Raw genomic sequence first — 17,267 nt, forward strand, 5'->3', positions numbered from 1 at the left:
TCCGCCACCCACCTCAAAACCCCGCGTCGCCGCTCCGGGCCCCCGCCGGTCGCGCGGACGGCGCCGACGAGGCGGACGGCGCGGGCGGCGGGTCGCCTGCCGGGCCCTTGGCGAAGCGGGTGAGGAGGTTGAGGGTGGCGCGGCGGGTGAAGGCGGCGGCCGCGTCGGTGACGCCGTGCCCGCAGCGCCGCCCGCGCAGCGCGCACACCCACCGCATGGTGCCGGAGGCGAACACCCCGGCCCCGCTCGGCGCCGTGTAGTACGTGCTGTGGCTGACGCTCGCCCGCCCGCCGCACGAGAACGGCGACTCGGCCAGCACCTCGACCCCGGCCGGCGAGCCCCGCGACACCCGGTCGCTCTCCACCCCTACCATGCCGGGGAAGCGCCGCCCCTTCGTCCCCGCGAAGATCCAGTGCCCGGGCCTGCTCACCCGGTAGACCCCTTCGGCGGGGAAGCAGTCGTACATCTGCCCCACCAGCGCGCTCTCCGGCGCCGTCTCCCGCCACAGGTCGCACACCCGCTCCTTGTCGCACACGACCTGCCGGCCGCGCAGCGCGATGCGCCAGTAGACGGCGTTGGCGCCGAGGAAGGCGAGGTTCGTGCCGTGGTCCCTGGCCCGGGTGACGGTCGCGCGCATGCCGGGCGACCAGTACTCGTCGTGCCCGAGCGAGAACAGCGCGCGGGCGCCGTCGAGCGCGCCGGGCACGAGGTCGAGGTCGGTCAGGTACGCCAGCGGCACCCCGCTCTCCTCGGCCACGGCCAGCGCGTCCTTCTCGAAGTCGAGGAAGAGCCGGGCGCCGGTGCCGTCGTAGGGGCGGTCGAAGGTGACGGCGCGCGAGCGGTGGCCGAACCCCCCGGGGCCGGTGTAGAGGCTGCGGCCGCCCCACAGGTTGTACGCCTGCCAGGTGGTGACCGCGTTCACGATCACCACGCGCCCGGCGGTGGAGGCGGAGCGCACGGTGACGGGGACGTAGCGCTGGCCGCCGGTGGAGGCGTCGAGCCTGATGAGGTACGCGCCTTCGGGCCAGCCGGCGGTGTCCACGGTGAGCGACGGGCTCCAGTGGGCGGCGGTCACGGTGCCGTTCACGACCCGGGCCGGCGCCTGCCGGGTGCCGGGGGTGCGCGCCGACTCCCACACCTTGGCGGGGTTGGCGCCCATGCGGAAGGCGAGGGCGGTGAAGCGCGGCGCGGTGGTGGAGACGTGCAGCCGGAACCGCTCGCCCGGCAGCACGCTCACCCGGTCGGCGTAGCCCTCGATCTCGTGCTCGGCGCCGTGCCGGGTGATCCGCCACGACTCCTGGACGTCGGCGACCGGCGGCTTCGCGTCCCCCGCCGTCGCGGGCGGCGGGGCGGCGGGCGGCCGGGTGGCGGGCGGCGGGCCGCAGGCGGCGGCCAGCAGGACGAGAGCGAGCAGGATTCGGCGCACGTGCCCATGGTCGTGACCGGCCGCGCGGGCGGGCCCCGACTTGGCGAACTCCTTACATGATCAACACGCAGGCCGGGCTTTCCACCTCGTACGACTCCCCGTCCGGCACCGGCACCCCGTCCTCCTGGAGCCGGAAGGAGGTGACGGTGCCGGCGTTCTGGTTGGCCACGTACATGCGGTCGCCGTCGATGGCGAAGTGCCGGGGCCAGGTGCCGCCGGAGGGCACCTCGGCCACCGGTGACAGGTCGCCGGCGCGCAGCACCGAGATCGTGTTGGGGCCGCGGTTGGCGACGTAGACGAGGTCGCCGTGCAGCTGGAGGTGCGAGGGCGCGTTCTCACCCTCCTGCCGGGAGGCGCGCACGACCGTGCGCCGCTCGCCCTCGACGAGGGTGACGGTGCCGTCGAGCTCGCCCGCCACGTACAGGCGCGAGCCGGCGAAGGCGAAGTGGCGCGGGCCGGTGCCGGGGGCCATGGTGATCGGCTCCAGCGGGGTGCCGTCGAGGTGGTAGCGGCGGATCTCGTCGGTGCCGAGGTCGGAGACGTGCAGCAGGCCGTCGTGGAAGACGGCCTGGTGGGCGTGCGGGCCCTCCTGGCGTTCCGCGTTCGGGCCGGAGCCCTGGTGGCGCAGCACGATCGGCTCCCCCGCGAACGCGCCGCGCTCGTCCAGCCGGTAGAGGGTGGCCGTGCCGTCGCCGTAGTTGGCGACCGCGAGGAGGTGGCCCTCGGGGTGCACGGCGACGTGGCAGGGGCTGTGGCCCTCGCTGGGGCGCTCGTCCAGCGCGCCGAGCCTGACCCCGTCGGCCTGGAACGCGGTGAGCCAGCCGCGTTCGAGCTCGCCCACCGCGTACAGCACCGGCAGCGTGGGGTGGGCGGCCAGGAACGACGGCGCCGTCACCCGCGTGAGGCCCTGCTCCCCTGGGGCGCCGAGCGTGACGATGCCGGGGCCGTATCCGCCTATGCGCACGTGCTTCACAGCGGGATCCTTCCTATGGTTGACTAAGGCAATGAGTTCGTTGACAGAAGCAAGGGTTTCTGAGGTCAGAGCCTTCAACCGGTTCTATACGAAGGTGATCGGCGCGCTCCAGGCGGGGATGCTCAACTCGCCGTACTCGCTGACCGAGGTGAGAGTGCTGTTCGAGCTGGCGCACGCCGAGCGCATGGAGACCGGCGGGCTGCGCGGGCTGCTCGGCCTGGACGCCGGATACCTCAGCCGCATCCTCGCCCGCTTCGAGAGCGACGACCTGATCACGCGCGAGCGCTCGGCCGCCGACGCGCGCAAGCAGCTCGTCGCCCTCACCCCGGCCGGGGCCGAGGTCTTCGCCGCGCTCGACAAGCGCTCGTCGGAGGAGATCGGCGCCCTGCTCGACGGCCTGCCCGAGACCGACCAGGAGCGGCTGGTCGGCAGCATGGCCACGATCAGGCGGCTGCTGGGGGGCGGCGGGCAGGCGCGCGCGCCGTACGTCATCAGGCCTCCCCGCACCGGCGACCTGGGCTGGGTCGTCTACCGGCACGGCGCCCTCTACAGCGCCGAGTACGGCTGGGGCACCGCGTTCGAGCAGCTCGTCGCCAGGATCGTCGGCGACCTCGACTTCTCCCGCGACACCGGCTGGATCGCCGAGGTCGACGGGGAGCGGGCCGGCTGCGTGTTCTGCGTGCGGCAGGACGACACCACGGCCAAGCTGCGGATGCTGCTCGTCGAGCCGTCCGCCCGCGGTCTCGGCATCGGGCGGCGGCTCGTGGACGAGTGCCTGCGGCACGCGCGGGCCGAGGGGTACAAGCGGATCGTGTTGTGGACGCGCGACTGCCTGGAGAGCGCCCGGCGCATCTACCAGGGGGCCGGGTTCGAGCTGGACTCGGAGGAGAAGGGGATGGAGAACGGGGTCGAGGTCACCGAGCAGATGTGGTCCCGCGACCTCTGACCCCCTCAGTGAGGTCGGCCGCGGGGCCACCAGTTGAGCGGCCCCGCCAGGCGCATCAGGCTCGGCACCAGCACCGCCCTGATCACGGTGGCGTCCACCAGCACGGCCACCGCCATGCCGACGCCCAGCATCTGCACGAACGCCACCGACGCCGTCGCGTAGGCGGCGAACGACAGCGCCAGGATGCCGCCGGCCGCCGTGATCAGCGGCGCCCCCGCCTGAAGGCCCGTGGCCACGGCCGACTCCGTGTCGCCCGTCCGGTCGTACTCTTCCTTGATCCTGGACAGGAGGAAGACCTCGTAGTCCATCGACAGCCCGTAGGCGACGCAGAGCATCAGGATCGGGATGCTCGGGTCGAGCGTGCCCGTCGGGGTGAAGCCGAGCAGGCCGGACAGGTGGCCGTCCTGGAAGATCCAGACGATGGCGCCGAACATGACGCCGAGGCTGAGGACGTTCAGCAGCATCGCCTTGATCGGGATGACGACGCTGCGCGTCATGAGGAACAGGACGGCGAACGTGACGGCCAGCATGAGCGCCAGCAGCAACGGCAGCCGGTCCACGACCGAGGAGCGGTAGTCGGCCAGCTCGGCCGGGTAGCCGCCGACCAGCACCTCGAAGGGCGGCGGCACCGCGCGGACGGCCTCGACGAGGCGGACGGGGTCGTCGGCCAGCGCCGCTGCTGACGGGACCACCGACAACCAGGTGCCCGGCCCCTGGAACCTGGCGGGCTGGCCGTCGCCGACGCGGGTGCCGCCCGCGTACGAGCCCGCCGCCGAGTCCACCTGGGCCACGCCGGGCAGCCCGGACAATCTCGCGGCGTAGGGGGCGACGCCGCCCGCCACTGCGCCCTTGGACACGAGCTGGATGGCGTCGGTCTCCTCGGCCGGGAAGGACCGGCGGATGACGTCCTGCGTCTGCCGCGAGGACGCCTCCGGCGGCAGGATGCGGTCGTCGGCCACGCCGAACCGCAGGCCCAGGAACGGCGAGGCGAGCACCAGCAGCAGCGCCGTGGCCAGCCCGCCGAACACCAGCGGCCGGCGCATCACCCGGGTGGCCAGGCCGTGCCAGAAGCCGTCCGCCCGCTCGGGAACAGGCTTCTTCGGCAGGAAGGCGCCGCCGATCGCGGCCAGCACGGCGGGCAGCACGATCACCGCCGCCACCAGCCCGCCCGCCACGACCGCGATCCCGGCATAGGCGAAGGAACGCAGGAAGTCGAACGGCAGCGCGAACAGCACCGCCAGCGACGAGGCGACGGTCAGGCCGCTGAACAGCACCGTCCGTCCCGCGTGCTCGACGGCCCCCGCGACCGCGGCGGCCCGGTCCGCGCCGCGCCGCGTCTCCTCGCGGAAGCGCTGGATGACGAACAGGCAGTAGTCGATGCCCAGGCCGAGGCCCATGGCCAGGGTCAGGTTGAGCGCGAAGGTGGAGATGTCGGCGAACAGCAGGACGCCGCCGAGCAGCGCCAGGCCGAGCACCATGGCGTACACGCCGGCCAGGATCGGCACCAGGGCCGCCATGACGCGCCGCTGGTAGAGCCAGAGCAGCACGAACGCCAGCGGGAAGATGACCAGCTCGGCCCGGACGAAGTCCTGCCGGGCCAGCGGCACCGTCTCCCTGAACACCTCCTCCCCTCCCCCGGCCCGCACTTGCAGCAGGTCACTGCCCCGGGTGATCTCGGGGACCAGCCGGGGCAGGACCTCGGCCCGCACGTGGTCGGCGTCGCCCGGGATGCGGACGACGATCAGCGCGTGCCTGCCGTCGCGGCTGCGCAGGGTGGCGGGCTTGCCGCGGGTCCAGTACGAGGCGGACTCGGCCACGCCCTCGTGGCGGCCGGCCCGCTCGGTCAGCTCCCTGCCCGCCGCCTCGACGGCCGGGTCGTCCACGCTGCCGCGCCTGGCCGTCACCAGGAAGATCATGTCGGGGCTGCCGGTGCCGAACCGCGCGACCAGCTCCCGCTGCGCCCGGTCCGACTCCGAGCCCGGCGCCTCGAACCTGGCCAGCGACAGCCCCGACGCCGCCCCCGCCGCCAGCACCCCGGCGCCGGCCAGCAGGGCCAGCGCGAGCGCGAGCACGAGCCGGTGGCGGCGGGCGAGAAAGAAGCCCAGCCTGCGCAGCGGCGGGCTCGCCGTGACCGGGCGGGCGCGGGTCGTCACCATGAGATCTCCCCGAAAACTCGGTAAACTGCTCGTGTTTTGCTTCCGGACCCAGAAATACAAGTGAATGCTCGTATTTGTCAACGAGGAGACCCATGCCTGAACGCACGGTCCGCCGGCAGGCGCGCGGCCTCAAACGCATGGCCGACATCCTCGACGCCGCCGAGCAGGTGATCGCCGAGGTCGGCTACCCCGAGCTGACCACCAACCAGGTCGCCGCACGGGCCGGGATGTCACCCGGGTCGCTGTACCAGTTCTTCCGCAACAAGGAGGAGATCCTCGACGGGCTCGTCACCCGCTACACCGACGACCGGCAGGAGTTCTGGGCCGACCGGCTCGCCGCCGTCACCCCAGAGGTGCCGCTGGAGGCGCTGGTGGGACAGCTCGTGGACGAGAGCGTCCGCTTCAAGAGCGCGTCGCCGGCGTACTGGTCCCTCCTGTACGGCACCGCCACCGGCGACCGGCTCGCGGCGGCGTCACAACGGCTGCACGAGGACATCGCGGGGCACATCGCCGCTATGCTCCGCCGACGCTCCCCCACCCTCTCCGAGGAACGCGCCCGGCTCACGGGCACCATGGCGCTGGCCATGGTGAAGGCGGTGATGCCGATGATCAGCACGTCGGGGCCGGAGCGGGCGGCCGAGCTCGTGAACGAACTCAAGCTGATGCTGGTGCGCTACCTGTCGTAGCCCCGCCCGGCCCCGCCCGGCCGCGCCCGGCCCCGCCTCGGTCAGGCGCGGGCCCGGGCTCAGGCTCAGCGTGGGCTCAGGTGCGGAACGGGCCCGAGACCTCGAACGTGTGGCCCTCCGTGCGGCCGCGCCTGGCCGAGAAGTAGAGCCGCTCGCCGTCCGGGGAGAAGGCGAGCCCGGTCAGCTCGGCCCCGTCGTGCCCCTCCAGCCGCAGGAACGGCGTCACCGCCCGGTCGGGCGCGATGACGTCGATCTCGGGCCGCTCCCTGGCGACGTACAGGTCGCCGGAAGGAGCGGCGGTGATGGCGCGCACGCCCTCGCACAGCCGGTCGAGGGTCGAGCTCTGCGCGTCGTACGCCCACAGGCCGGTGTCGCCCTTCGTGGTGAAGTAGCACACCCCGCCCGCGTAGTGGCAGCCGTCGCCGCCGTCGAAGTGGCGGGCGCCCTCCACCTGGTGGCGGGCCTCCTTGAGCAGGGCGGCCGGCGAGGGCACGGCCTGCCAGTGGCCGGAGGCGCACAGCACCTCCAGCGTGCCCTCCGTCAGGTCGCCCCAGTCGCTGGGCCGGAAGCGGTAGAAGCAGCCGTCGGGCTCGTCCTCCGTCATGTAGATGACGCGGCGCTCGGGGTCGCAGGCGGCGGCCTCGTGCTTGAAGCGGCCCATCGCCAGGCGCGGCCGGGCGGCGCGGGCGCCGTAGGGGTCGCATTCGAAGACGCGGCCGCGGTGGCCGAGCTCGCACGACAGCCACGTGTGCCACGGCGTGGCGCCGCCGGCGCAGTTGAGATCGGTGCCCGACAGGATGCGGTAGGCGTCGGCGATGCTGCCGTCGGCGCGGAACCGCAGCGCCGACGCGCCCCCGAGCAGGGGCAGCTCGGAGTTGCTGACGTAGATCCAGCCGCCGCCGTCGGGGAAACAGGCGCCACCGTCGGGGGCCGCGTGCCAGGTCAGGCCCGCGACCTTCTCGCCGGATCGGGCCACGACCCGGCCGGTGAACCCTGGGGGCAGCGCCAAGCCACCCGTGCCTGCCAGGCCGAGCGGACCGTACGGGCTGACGCCGCCCGACACGAGCGGGCCCGTGCGGAGGAGAGTCTTGCGCGACATCGTGGGGCCTCCCTCTAGGTGCCACGCTAGTCGACCGCACCGACATGAATGGCAGGGACTCGCGACATCAAACTCTGCGCAAACCCCGCTTCCCGTTCGCCGGGCGGTCCGCGCGTGGTGACGTTCCGTACAGACGGCGGGGGTACCCGCTCCCGCGACCGGCGGCCGGACGATCGGCCGGATGATCGGCCGGACGAGATGCGAGGCAGCGCGCCCGCCCGCGAAGATCGGACGGGGTGACAGCACTCTGTCGGGATCGTCCACGTCCGACCCGCTGCCTTATTCAGCCGGCCGTCCCTGACACGCGAAAGCCCGGGCGCGGGGCCCGGGCCGTCCTCGCGCTGGGGTCAGCGCTGCGCCTGGAACATCCAGTGCTGCTTGTCGATCTCCTGCGCCACGGCGATCAGGAGGTCCTGGCTGACGGGGTCGGCCTCCTCGGTGGCGCGGATGCGCTCGTACATGCGCTTGCTGATGCCGTCGAGGACGTCGGTGATCGTCGCCAGCACCTTGCCGTCCTCGATCCAGCCGCTCTCCGGCTGCTGGATGTCGCTGGTGCGGGCGATCGTGGCGGCGCGGCCGTCCGGGTTGACGCCCAGGGCGACGGCGCGCTCGGCGATCGTGTCCATGTGCGTACGCGCCAGCGCGACGACCTCGTCGAGCTGGAGGTGGATCGAGCGGAAGTGCGTGCCGATGAGGTTCCAGTGCGCCTGCTTGGCGACCAGCGACAGGTCGATGAGGTCCACGAGGGCGCCCTGGAGGGCCTCGGCGACAGTGTTCTTGGCGTCGCCCGAAAGCGGGCCGGTGATGGTAGCCATGTCCTACTTCCTCCCCTGCGGTCGGAATTTACACATTTAAGAACGACATCCGGGCGTCACATCTTCCGGCCCGCAACGACATTGACACTGTAATAGTGACAGTGTCATTGTGGGCTCATGAGTGACACCTGGACGATCGGCGAGCTGGCCGAGCACGCGGCGCGCGCCCTGCGCGCCGGCGCGCCGTCCCCTCCCAACGGGCGGGTCCGCGACGTGCCGAGCGAGCGGCTCATCAGGTGGTACACCACGATCGGCCTGGTCGACCCGCCCCTCACCCGCCGCGGCCGCATCGCCCGGTACGGGCGGCGCCACCTGCTGCAACTCGTCGCCGTGAAACGACTGCAGGCGGCCGGCCGATCGATCGCCGAGATCCAGGTCGCCCTGGCCGGCGCCACGGAGCGCATGCTGGAATCGGCCGCCCACCTGGACGGCCCCCTCCCGGCGCCGGCAACGGCCGACGGAGCGAGGGTGGCCCAGGGCGGAAGCGGCCAGGCGCGGCCAGGCGAGGCCCAGGCCGCGCAGGCACAAGCAAGCCGAGCGCAGGCGGCCGATGCGTGGGAAGGCCACCGTGAGGCCGGAGCCCCGTCGCGTGCGGTCGCGCGCGGCGGAGGGGAGCCCGTGCGCGGCCGGTTCTGGGCCGAGCGACCCGGCGTCGGTGCGGCACCCGCCCATCCAGGGCAGCAGCCAGGCGCGCTCCCCAGCGACGACCCCGCACGCGAGCGCGGCGGCGATCCTGCACGCGAGCATGATGGCGACCCCGCGCCGCCCGGCGGCGGCCCCGCACACGAGCACGGAACGCAGCGATCCGACGGCTCGGCGCGTCCTGCGGGCACTCGCCCGGCCGCCACCCCACCGGGCCTCGGCGCGCCCGGCGAGGCAGGCGTGCCGTCCGGTCGCGGCGCAGGCGGCGAGGCAGGAGCGCCGCCGCTGGGCGGGCCGTCCCAGGCAGTGGGCGCGCCGGATCCCACACCGTCGCGGGAGCCGGGCGCGCGCGGCGAGGGCGGCGAGCGGGTATGGGGCGCTGGGGTGCGGGGTGTGGTGGTGACGGGGGTCAGGTTGGGAGACGGGGTGCGGCTGCTGCTGGACACGGGCCGGGTGCCGTCGGAAGAGGACGTTCAGGCGGTGCTGGCGGCGGCGCGGCCGCTGCTCGCGGTGCTCGAAGAGAGGGAGCTGACATGAGGATCACTTCGCTGGAGCCCGCACGGTGCGCGCCGGTGCCGGACGCCGGGTTCGGCGCGCTGCTCACCGAGCGCGGCAACCTGCCGCTGGAGAGCGTGGACGTGGCCGCCGACATCTCGGGCCTGATCGCCGGGGTGGAGGTCACGCAGGGGTTCAGGAACCCGTTCGACGTCACGCTGGAGGCCACGTACGTCTTCCCGCTGCCCGACCGGGCGGCCGTCACCCGCTTCCGGATGGAGGCCGACGACCGGGTCGTCGAGGGCGTGCTGAAGGAGCGCGGCCAGGCCAGGGCCGACTACGACCGCGCGCTACGCGAGGGCAGGCGGGCGGCGATCGCCGAGGAGGACCGGCCCGACGTGTTCACGATCAGGGTGGGCAACATCCTGCCCGGCGAGCGCGTGTCGGTGTCGCTGACGATGAGCCAGCCGCTGCCGTACGAGGACGGCGCGGCCACGTTCCGGTTCCCACTGGTGGTGGCGCCACGTTACATTCCGGGCACCCCGCTCGACGGCCCGCCGGCCGGTGACGGCACCGCGCCCGACACCGACGCGGTACCGGACGCGTCGAGGATCAGCCCGCCGGTCCTGCTGCCGGGCTTCCCCGATCCGGTACGCCTGTCGCTGACCGCCACCGTGGACGCGGCCGGGCTGGAGCTGCGCGAGCTGGCCTCCAGCCTGCACGTCGTCGAGGAGGAAAGCCATGCGGAAGGGCGCGGTGAGAGGCGGACCGTGCGGGTGCGGCCCGGTGAGCGGCTGGACCGGGACTTCGTGCTGCGGCTGTCGTTCGATACCTCCACGTCGCTGCAGCTCGACGGGCAGGGCACGTTCGCGCTCACGCTGCTGCCGCCGCCGCTGGAGGGCACCCGCACGCCGCGCGACCTGGTGCTGCTGCTCGACCGTTCCGGCAGCATGGGCGGCTGGAAGATGGTCTGTGCCCGCCGGGCCGCCGCCCGCATCGTCGACACGCTGACGCCGCAGGACAGGTTCGCGGTGCTCACGTTCGACTCCGTGGTGGAGCAGGCGTTCGAGGGGCTGGTGGAGGCGTCCGACCGCAACCGGTACCGCGCGGTCGAGCACCTGGCCAGGGTGGACGCCCGCGGCGGCACCGAGCTGCTCGAACCGCTCCGCCAGGCCACCACCCTGCTGGGCGGCGCCGAGGCCGGCCGCGAGCGGGTCGTGGTGCTGGTCACGGACGGGCAAGTGGGCAACGAGGACCAGATCCTGGAGCAGGCGGGCGGCGCGCTGTCGGCCATGCGCGTGCACACGGTCGGCATCGACCGGGCCGTGAACGCCGGGTTCCTCGGCCGGCTGGCCGGGCTCGGCGCCGGGCGGTGCGAGCTGGTCGAGTCGGAGGACCGGCTCGACGCCGCCATGGACGCCATCCACCGCAGGATCGGCGCCCCGCTGGTCACCGACCTGTCGCTCAAGGACCTCGACGTCGAGCCCGGCACGGTCACCCACCTGGGCTCGATCTTCCCCGGCGTGCCGCTGCGCGCGTACGGGCGCTACCGCGAGGGCTCCTCGGTCACCGTGCGCGGCACCGCCGCGGGCGGGCCGTGGGAGGAGCGGGTGCCCGGCGTCACCACCGATAATCCGGCCCTCCGCGCGGTGTGGGCGCGGGCGCACCTGCGCGAGCTGGAGGACCGGTACGCCATGGGCGAGCACGACCTGGAGCCGCGCATCGTGCGGACGTCGCTGGAGTACGGCGTGCTCTGCCGGTTCACCGCGTACGTGGCCGTGGACACCCGCCAGGTCGCCGGCGAGGGCCCCGAGCACCGCGTCATCCAGCCGGTGGAGCCGCCGAGCGGCTGGGAGCTGCCGAGCGCGGCGCCGGCGGCGGGCGCGTTCGCGGCCGGCATGATGCTGACCTCCGCCCCCATGGCGGCGCCCCGGATGCGGATGTCCGCGCCCGGGCTCAGCCCGTCCGACCTGGACCAGGGGTTCGTGGGCAGGGGCTCCCAGGAGGGCGGCCCGGTGTTCGGCGCTCCCGGGGGCGCCCCTGACGGCGCTCCTGGTGGGGGTGCTCCCGGTCACGGTGTGGTGCCGCCGTCCGCGCCCGGCCGGCCGGCGATGCCCGCACCGGCCGCTCCCCGTGGCGGCCCCTGGCCGAAGACCGGCGGGCGGCCCACGCACCGGCTGGAGTCGGTACGTCCCCAGCTCGTCGCCGAGCTCGACCGGCTCAAGGCCCTGCCGGCGCCCGACCTGCTGTACCTGGCGGACCTGGGCACCCGGCTGGCCGCGCTGGCGGCGTTCCTCGGCGGGAACGAGGACCTGGAGACGCTGGCCCGCGAGTTGGAGGGCGCCGAACGGCCGGGCGCGGACGCGCAGGCGCTGCACGACCGCGCCGTCCAGGTGCTCACGACGCTCACCGGCGGCGGCACGCCCGCCCCGCCCGAGTCCCAGCGCCGCCCCCAGTCCCCGGGCCCGGGCCCGCAGCCCCCGGAGGCGAAGCGGCGCGGCCCCTTCTGGAAGCGCACCTGACAACCCGTGTGACGGGCGGCAGAGCGACCGCCCGTCACATGATCGGGGTCCACTCCCGCAGCAGCACGACCTGGGAGCCGTCCACCGCCGCGTACGGATCCTGCCGGAGGATGTCCCGCAGCTCGGCCTCGTCCGCCACCTCGTACACGTGCAGCGCCCCGCTGTCGTCCGCCCACGGCCCGGCGGTCACCAGCCGTCCCTGCTCCTTGAGCCGTCGCAGGTGCTCCCGGTGCGCGGGGCGGGCCGCGAGCCGCCGGGGGTCGCCGTCGAAGGCCAGGTGCACCACGTATCTCGCCATGCCCCGCACGTTAGGTCCGGGCCGTCCCTGCGGTCAGCATCGCGAGGCACGGCCGTGGTGTATCACGGGATACATGACGTACACGCTGGCCGATCTCCCCATGCTCGGCGGGCTCGGTGAGGAGCGGCTGCGGGGGCTGGCGGCGCGGGCTCGCCGGCGGCGGTATGCGGCCGGGCAGGTGCTGTGCACGGAGGGGGATCCCGCCGACGACCTGATCGTGCTGCTGGACGGGCGGGTCAAGGCCGCCCGGGTGAGCGCCGAGGGCCGGGAGGTGGTGCTGGCCGTGGAGGGGGCGCCGGTGGCGTTCGACAAGACGGCGCTGCTGGTGGACGGCGCCCACCGTGCGACCCGGACGGCGCTGACGGCCGTGGAGGTGGTGTACCTGCCGCGCGCCGCCGTGCTGGAGCTGGTCGGCGCGGAGCCGTCGGTGGCGGCGCGGCTGCTGCGCACGCTGGCCGCGACCGTGCGCGACCTCGACGAGCGGCTGCTGGACGCGTCGGTGCGGGACGTGCCGTCACGGGTGGCCGCCTGGCTGGTCCGCCGGGGCGCCGCCGGGCGGTCGACGATCCCGGGCCCGCGACGGTACCGGGTGCCGCTGGACGGAGGGCAGGCCGGTCTGGGGGCCGAGATCGGGGCGACCAGGGTGAGCGTCAACCGCGCTCTGCGGGCGTTCGAGCGCCGCGGGCTGATCGAGATCGGCACCGGCGAGGTGATCGTGCTGGACGGCCCGTCCCTCGCCCACGCCGCCGGGCCGGCTCGCCCGTGAACGTGCCCGCACGGGCGGACGGGCGTGCGGTGTTCCGGCGGCCCCGTACGCTGGTCAAGTGACGACACTTGTCCTGGACGGCGGCCTGGCGACGCGGCTGGAGGAGCTCGGCGCGGACCTGAGCGACGAGCTGTGGTCGGCGCGGCTGCTGCTGGAGGAGCCGGCGCTGATCAGGCGCGCGCACGCCGACTACTTCGCGGCCGGGGCCGACGTGGCGACCACGGCCAGCTATCAGGCGACGCTGCCGGGGTTCGCTCGGCGCGGCCTGGGCGTGGCGGAGGCGGAGCGGCTGATCCGGCTGTCGGTGGAGCTGGCCGCCCAGGCGCGGGACGAGGCGGGGCACGGGCTGGTGGCGGCCTCGGTCGGCCCGTACGGCGCCTATCTGGCCAACGGCGCCGAGTACACCGGCGACTACGACCTCGACGAGCACGGCCTGTACGCCTGGCACCTGCCGCGCTGGGAGATCCTGGCGGCGGCCGGGGCCGACCTGCTGGCCTGCGAGACGATCCCGTCGTTCCCGGAGGCGCGGGCGCTGGCGGCGCTGCTGGCCCGCACGCCGGGGGTGAAGGCGTGGGTGAGCTTCTCGTGCCGCGACGGGGAGCGGCTCAACGACGGCACGCCGATCCGGGAGGCGGCGGCGTTGTTCGCGGGGCACCCGCAGGTGGTGGCGGTGGGCGCCAACTGCACGGCGCCGCGCCACATCCCGGGGCTGATCTCGTGCCTGGCGGGCGGCCTGCCGGTGGTGGTCTACCCCAACTCGGGCGAGTCGTGGGACGCCGGCGCCCGTCGCTGGCTGGGCCTGGCGGACCCGGTCGAGTTCGGCCGGGCCGCTCAGGAGTGGCAGCGGGCGGGCGCGTCGCTGATCGGCGGTTGCTGCCGTACGACGCCGGAGCACATCAGGCACATCCGCGCGCGCCTGACCTGAGCCGGCACGAGCGCATCGAGCGGGTCCGCGCGTCCGGCCTGAGCCAGGCCCGAGCCCATCAGGCGGATTCGCGCGCGTCCGGCCTGAGCCACCAGCCGGTGAGCAGGCCGCCCGCGAGCACGACGGCGGCCACGACGCGGTAGCCGGTGCCCATCCCGTACGTGGCCATGACCGTCCCCATGACGGCGACCCCGATGGCGCTGCCGAGCTCGCGGGTGGCGCTGTTGAGGCCGGAGCCGAGGCCGGCGCGCTCGCGCGGCAGCGCCGCCATGATCTCGTGCGAGAGCACGGGCAGGCACAGCCCCATGGACGCGCCCATGATCACCAGCCCGGCGGCGTACAGGGGGTAGGGCATGGTGGCGCCGGCGAAGGACAGCAGGGCCAGCCCCGCGACGTTCCCCGCGAGCCCGGCCAGGACGGCGGGGCGCGGGGCGAAGCGGCCCGCCAGCCGCGACAGGACGATCATGGGGATGACGAGCGGCACGATGGCCACCCCGGTGAGCAGCGGCGAGAAGCCCTTGACCTCCTGGAGGAAGCGGGCGTTGACGAAGAACAGCGCGAACAGCCCGAAGAAGGTGACGGCCACGCCGAGCGTCCCGGCACGCAGCCGCGCCGACGCGAACAGCCGGGGGTCGAGCAGCGGCGCGGAGGCTCGTAGCTGGTGCGCGACGAAGACGGCGAACAGCACGGCCGCCACGCCGAACGCCGTCACCACCAGCCCGCTCCCCCATCCGGCCTCGGGCCCCTCGATGATCCCGGCGAGCAGCGCCACGGACGCGGCGGTGAGCAGCACCGTGCCGGCCAGGTCGAGGGCGGCCGGGTGCCGGGGCACGCGCGGCACCATCACGGCCACCAGCGCCGCGAGCACGGCGGCCAGCAGCACCGGCACCCCGAACAGCGCCCGCCACGGCAGGTACTGCATGACCAGCCCGCCGCCCAGGTTGCCGATCACGCCGGCGGCGCCGGTGGCGGCGGTCCAGGCGGCGACGGCGGCGCCGCGCTCGGCGGGCGGGTAGACGCCGACGGTGATGGCCAGCGAGGCCGGCATGACCATGGCGGCGCCCGCGCCGCTCAGCGCCCTGGCGGCGATCAGCGTGGCGACGTCCGGCGCGAGCGCCGCCGCGAGGCATCCGGCCGCGAACACGCCCAGCCCGGCCAGCAGCACCCCCTTGCGGCCGAAGCGGTCGCCGGCCGCGCCGGCGGGGATGAGCAGGCAGGCGAAGACGATGACGTAGGCGTCGACGATCCAGAGGATCTGCGACGGGGAGGGGTGCAGCTCGGAGGCGGCGAGCGTGGGGATGGCGAGGTTGACGGCGGCGACCAGGGCGACCGCGAGCACCACGGACGCGGCCATGACGGCCATGATCCGGGTGCGGGACCGGACGCCCGGCTCCAGCGTAAGGGTGGACATGCGAAAACCTCCGGCGAGGTCGAGGGGTGAATGAGTGCGGCGGAGGCCTCCCGCGTTCCTCACCGTAGACTCGACCCTGACCTGACCTCAAATGCATCTTTGGCAGGTGATACATGCGTCAGACGCAACCGAGCTTCGACCTGCTGATCGCTCTCGACGTGCTGCTGGAGGAGGGCAGCGTCTCGGCGGCGGCGCGACGGCTGCACCTGTCGGAGCCGGCGATGAGCCGCACGCTCGGGCGCATCCGCGCGGCGATGGGCGACCCGGTGCTCGTGCGCTCGGGGCGGCAGATGGTGCCGACACCCCGGGCGCTGGCCGTGCGGGGCGAGGTGCGGGCGCTGGTGGAGGCGGCCAGGAAGGTGTTCACGCCGCCGGGCGAGCTGGATCCGGCCACGCTGGAGCGCAGGTTCGTGATCCTGGCCTCGGACGTCGTGATCACGGCGGTGAGCGTGCCGCTGCTGACGGAGGTGAGCCGGTCGGCCCCGGGGGTGCGGCTGCACTTCGTCCCGGAGGGGCACGGCGACGCGCAGGCGCTGCGTGACGGGAGCGCCGACCTGGAGGTGACGGGCATGGAGGACCCGGCGCCGGAGATCAGGGTCGAGCCGCTGACAGAAGACCGGGGCATCGGCGTCGTGCGCCCCGGGCATCCGATCCTCGACGGCGGGCCGGTCACGGCGGCCAGGTTCGCCGCGTTCGAGCACGTCATCGCCACCCGGCGGGGCCGCACGGCGGGGCCGGTGGATGAGCTGCTGGCCGGGATGGGGCTGGCGCGGCGGGTGGCGGGCTCGTTGCCGACGTTCGGGGCGATGCTGCTCGCGGTGCGCGAGTCGGGGCTGGTGGGGATGACGCCGGAGCGGCTGACCAGGCCGATGTACGAGGCGCTGGGGCTGGTGACGTTCGCGGTACCGTTGGAGCTGCCGCCCATGACGATCTCGATGGGGTGGCACCCGCGCTACGACGCCGACCCGGCGCACGCCTGGCTGCGCGAACGCGTCCGGGAGGCCCTGGCCCGCCACCCCACGTAGAGAAGAAAGAGGGCGGCGCCGACCGTAGAAGCGGCGCCGACCCAAGAGGCGGTGCCGGCCGCCACCACGCCCGGCCGGCACGCCCAGGTCACGCCCTCCGGCGTTACGCGGTCGCCGTGGCGGCGCTGCGGCGGCGGAACAGGACGCGGTCGAGCGCCAGCGCGCCGCCCCCGGTGAACCCGACGGCCAGGCTGGCCGCGGCCAGCGCCAGCACGAACTCGTAGCCGCCGTCGCCGGCCAGCCCGTTGGAGCCGTGCACGAAGGCGATCGCGCCCAGCATGTCGAGGGCGAGCAGCGTGCCGGCGATCGGCAGCGCGACGCCGAGGATCAGCGCCAGGCCGCCGGCGACCTCCAGCACGGCCACCGCGGGCGCGGCCAGGCCGGCCAGCGGGATGCCGACGGACTCGAAGAACTTGGTCGTGCCCGCGATGCCCATGGTCGCGAACTTCTGGTAGCCGTGCACCAGGAAGATCACCCCGATGGCGACCCTCGCCAGCAACAGGACGATGGGACGCGCCTGATCCACCATGCGAACTCTTCCCCCCTCGATGGTTGTTCAGATTTGAACAACGACTCTAGCAGTGATTTGTTCAAATTCGAACGACAGTACACTGAATCGGTGACGGACATCCGATGGCTGGACGCGACGGAGATGGCGGCGTGGCGCGCCTTCGTGTCCACCTCCCACCTGCTCGAGCGGCGGATCGAGGAGCAGCTCAAGGCCGCCGCCGGCCTCACGCACCCGCAGTACGAGATCCTGGTGGTCCTGTCGGAGTCCCCCGGCCGGCAGATGCGCATGACGGAGCTGGCGAGAGACGTCGTGGTGTCGAAGAGCGCGCTGACGTACCAGATCAACCAGCTCGAGAAGGCGGGGCTGGTGGAGCGGGCGACCTGCCCGTCCGACGAGCGCGGCGTGCTGGCGGTGCTGACCGAGAAGGGCGCGCGCTGCCTGGAGCAGGTGGCGCCCGGTCACGTGGAGGTCGTGCGCGCCTTCCTGATCGACCGGCTCAGCCGGGAGGAGCTGCGCACGATGACGAGCGCCATGCGCCGCACCGAGGAGGCCTTACGCTCCTCGGCGTGAC

Annotated in this window: 16 protein-coding genes; 8 read left to right on the top strand and 8 right to left on the bottom strand. The window is 74.1% G+C overall.

Annotation, left to right across the window (positions count from 1 at the left end):
* Positions 1-13: 13 nt before the first annotated feature.
* Positions 14-1,426 (bottom strand): N,N-dimethylformamidase beta subunit family domain-containing protein, encoded by a 1,413-nt coding sequence (locus HCN51_RS14605; RefSeq protein WP_206067028.1) that lies wholly within the window; start codon positions 1,424-1,426, stop codon positions 14-16.
* A gap of 52 nt (positions 1,427-1,478) precedes the next feature.
* The gene (locus tag HCN51_RS14610) at positions 1,479-2,399 is read right to left on the bottom strand and encodes a beta-propeller fold lactonase family protein (RefSeq protein ID WP_168010184.1); all 921 of its coding nucleotides are present in this window, start codon (positions 2,397-2,399) and stop codon (positions 1,479-1,481) included.
* 94 nt (positions 2,400-2,493) lie between these two features.
* Here HCN51_RS14610 and HCN51_RS14615 point away from each other — a divergent pair, with 94 nt between their 5' ends.
* The gene (locus HCN51_RS14615) at positions 2,494-3,345 is read left to right on the top strand and encodes a bifunctional helix-turn-helix transcriptional regulator/GNAT family N-acetyltransferase (protein ID WP_346433644.1); all 852 of its coding nucleotides are present in this window, start codon (positions 2,494-2,496) and stop codon (positions 3,343-3,345) included.
* 5 nt (positions 3,346-3,350) lie between these two features.
* Here HCN51_RS14615 and HCN51_RS14620 read toward each other — a convergent pair whose 3' ends face one another.
* On the bottom strand, positions 3,351-5,501 hold the full coding sequence (locus tag HCN51_RS14620) for an MMPL family transporter (protein ID WP_168010186.1): 2,151 nt from the start codon (positions 5,499-5,501) through the stop codon (positions 3,351-3,353).
* 92 nt (positions 5,502-5,593) lie between these two features.
* Here HCN51_RS14620 and HCN51_RS14625 point away from each other — a divergent pair, with 92 nt between their 5' ends.
* Positions 5,594-6,187: a TetR/AcrR family transcriptional regulator gene (locus HCN51_RS14625; RefSeq protein ID WP_168010187.1), complete on the top strand. Its 594-nt coding sequence runs from the start codon at positions 5,594-5,596 to the stop codon at positions 6,185-6,187.
* Between the two features lie 76 nt (positions 6,188-6,263).
* Here HCN51_RS14625 and HCN51_RS14630 read toward each other — a convergent pair whose 3' ends face one another.
* Both HCN51_RS14630 and HCN51_RS14635 read right to left on the bottom strand, forming a co-directional pair.
* Positions 6,264-7,286, bottom strand: coding sequence for an alkaline phosphatase PhoX (locus tag HCN51_RS14630; RefSeq protein ID WP_168010188.1), 1,023 nt, complete (start codon positions 7,284-7,286; stop codon positions 6,264-6,266).
* A 347-nt stretch (positions 7,287-7,633) separates the two neighbouring features.
* Positions 7,634-8,101, bottom strand: coding sequence for a Dps family protein (locus HCN51_RS14635; RefSeq protein WP_080041150.1), 468 nt, complete (start codon positions 8,099-8,101; stop codon positions 7,634-7,636).
* Between the two features lie 117 nt (positions 8,102-8,218).
* On the opposite strand from HCN51_RS14635, the gene HCN51_RS14640 reads away from it, so the two are divergent.
* Positions 8,219-9,280, top strand: a complete 1,062-nt coding sequence (locus HCN51_RS14640) for a helix-turn-helix domain-containing protein (RefSeq protein ID WP_168010189.1) — start codon at positions 8,219-8,221, stop codon at positions 9,278-9,280.
* Positions 9,277-11,760, top strand: a complete 2,484-nt coding sequence (locus HCN51_RS61335) for a VIT domain-containing protein (protein WP_168010190.1) — start codon at positions 9,277-9,279, stop codon at positions 11,758-11,760. The genes HCN51_RS14640 and HCN51_RS61335 overlap by 4 nt, the downstream gene beginning before the upstream one ends.
* Before the next feature lie 34 nt (positions 11,761-11,794).
* Here the strand turns inward: HCN51_RS61335 and HCN51_RS14650 are convergent, their stop codons facing one another.
* Positions 11,795-12,058 carry a YciI family protein gene (locus tag HCN51_RS14650; protein WP_168010191.1) on the bottom strand — a complete coding sequence of 88 codons (264 nt, stop codon included), beginning with the start codon at positions 12,056-12,058 and terminating at the stop codon, positions 11,795-11,797.
* Positions 12,059-12,131: 73 nt separating this feature from the next.
* Between HCN51_RS14650 and HCN51_RS14655 the strand changes: the two genes are divergently transcribed.
* The gene (locus HCN51_RS14655) at positions 12,132-12,824 is read left to right on the top strand and encodes a Crp/Fnr family transcriptional regulator (RefSeq protein ID WP_168010192.1); all 693 of its coding nucleotides are present in this window, start codon (positions 12,132-12,134) and stop codon (positions 12,822-12,824) included.
* A gap of 58 nt (positions 12,825-12,882) precedes the next feature.
* Positions 12,883-13,749 (top strand): homocysteine S-methyltransferase, encoded by an 867-nt coding sequence (gene mmuM / locus HCN51_RS14660; protein WP_168010193.1) that lies wholly within the window; start codon positions 12,883-12,885, stop codon positions 13,747-13,749.
* A gap of 58 nt (positions 13,750-13,807) precedes the next feature.
* Here the strand turns inward: mmuM and HCN51_RS14665 are convergent, their stop codons facing one another.
* On the bottom strand, positions 13,808-15,160 hold the full coding sequence (locus HCN51_RS14665) for an MFS transporter (RefSeq protein WP_168010194.1): 1,353 nt from the start codon (positions 15,158-15,160) through the stop codon (positions 13,808-13,810).
* 113 nt (positions 15,161-15,273) lie between these two features.
* Between HCN51_RS14665 and HCN51_RS14670 the strand changes: the two genes are divergently transcribed.
* Positions 15,274-16,185, top strand: a complete 912-nt coding sequence (locus tag HCN51_RS14670; protein ID WP_168010195.1) for a LysR family transcriptional regulator — start codon at positions 15,274-15,276, stop codon at positions 16,183-16,185.
* A gap of 103 nt (positions 16,186-16,288) precedes the next feature.
* On the opposite strand, the gene HCN51_RS14675 is transcribed toward HCN51_RS14670, so the two are convergent.
* Positions 16,289-16,714 carry a DoxX family protein gene (locus HCN51_RS14675; RefSeq protein ID WP_168010196.1) on the bottom strand — a complete coding sequence of 142 codons (426 nt, stop codon included), beginning with the start codon at positions 16,712-16,714 and terminating at the stop codon, positions 16,289-16,291.
* A 90-nt stretch (positions 16,715-16,804) separates the two neighbouring features.
* Between HCN51_RS14675 and HCN51_RS14680 the strand changes: the two genes are divergently transcribed.
* Positions 16,805-17,266, top strand: coding sequence for a MarR family winged helix-turn-helix transcriptional regulator (locus HCN51_RS14680; RefSeq protein WP_080041157.1), 462 nt, complete (start codon positions 16,805-16,807; stop codon positions 17,264-17,266).
* Position 17,267 lies beyond the last annotated feature (1 nt).

Origin of the sequence: Nonomuraea composti (assembly GCF_012034275.1) — a bacterium.
In the GTDB taxonomy this organism is placed as follows: domain Bacteria; phylum Actinomycetota; class Actinomycetes; order Streptosporangiales; family Streptosporangiaceae; genus Nonomuraea; species Nonomuraea composti.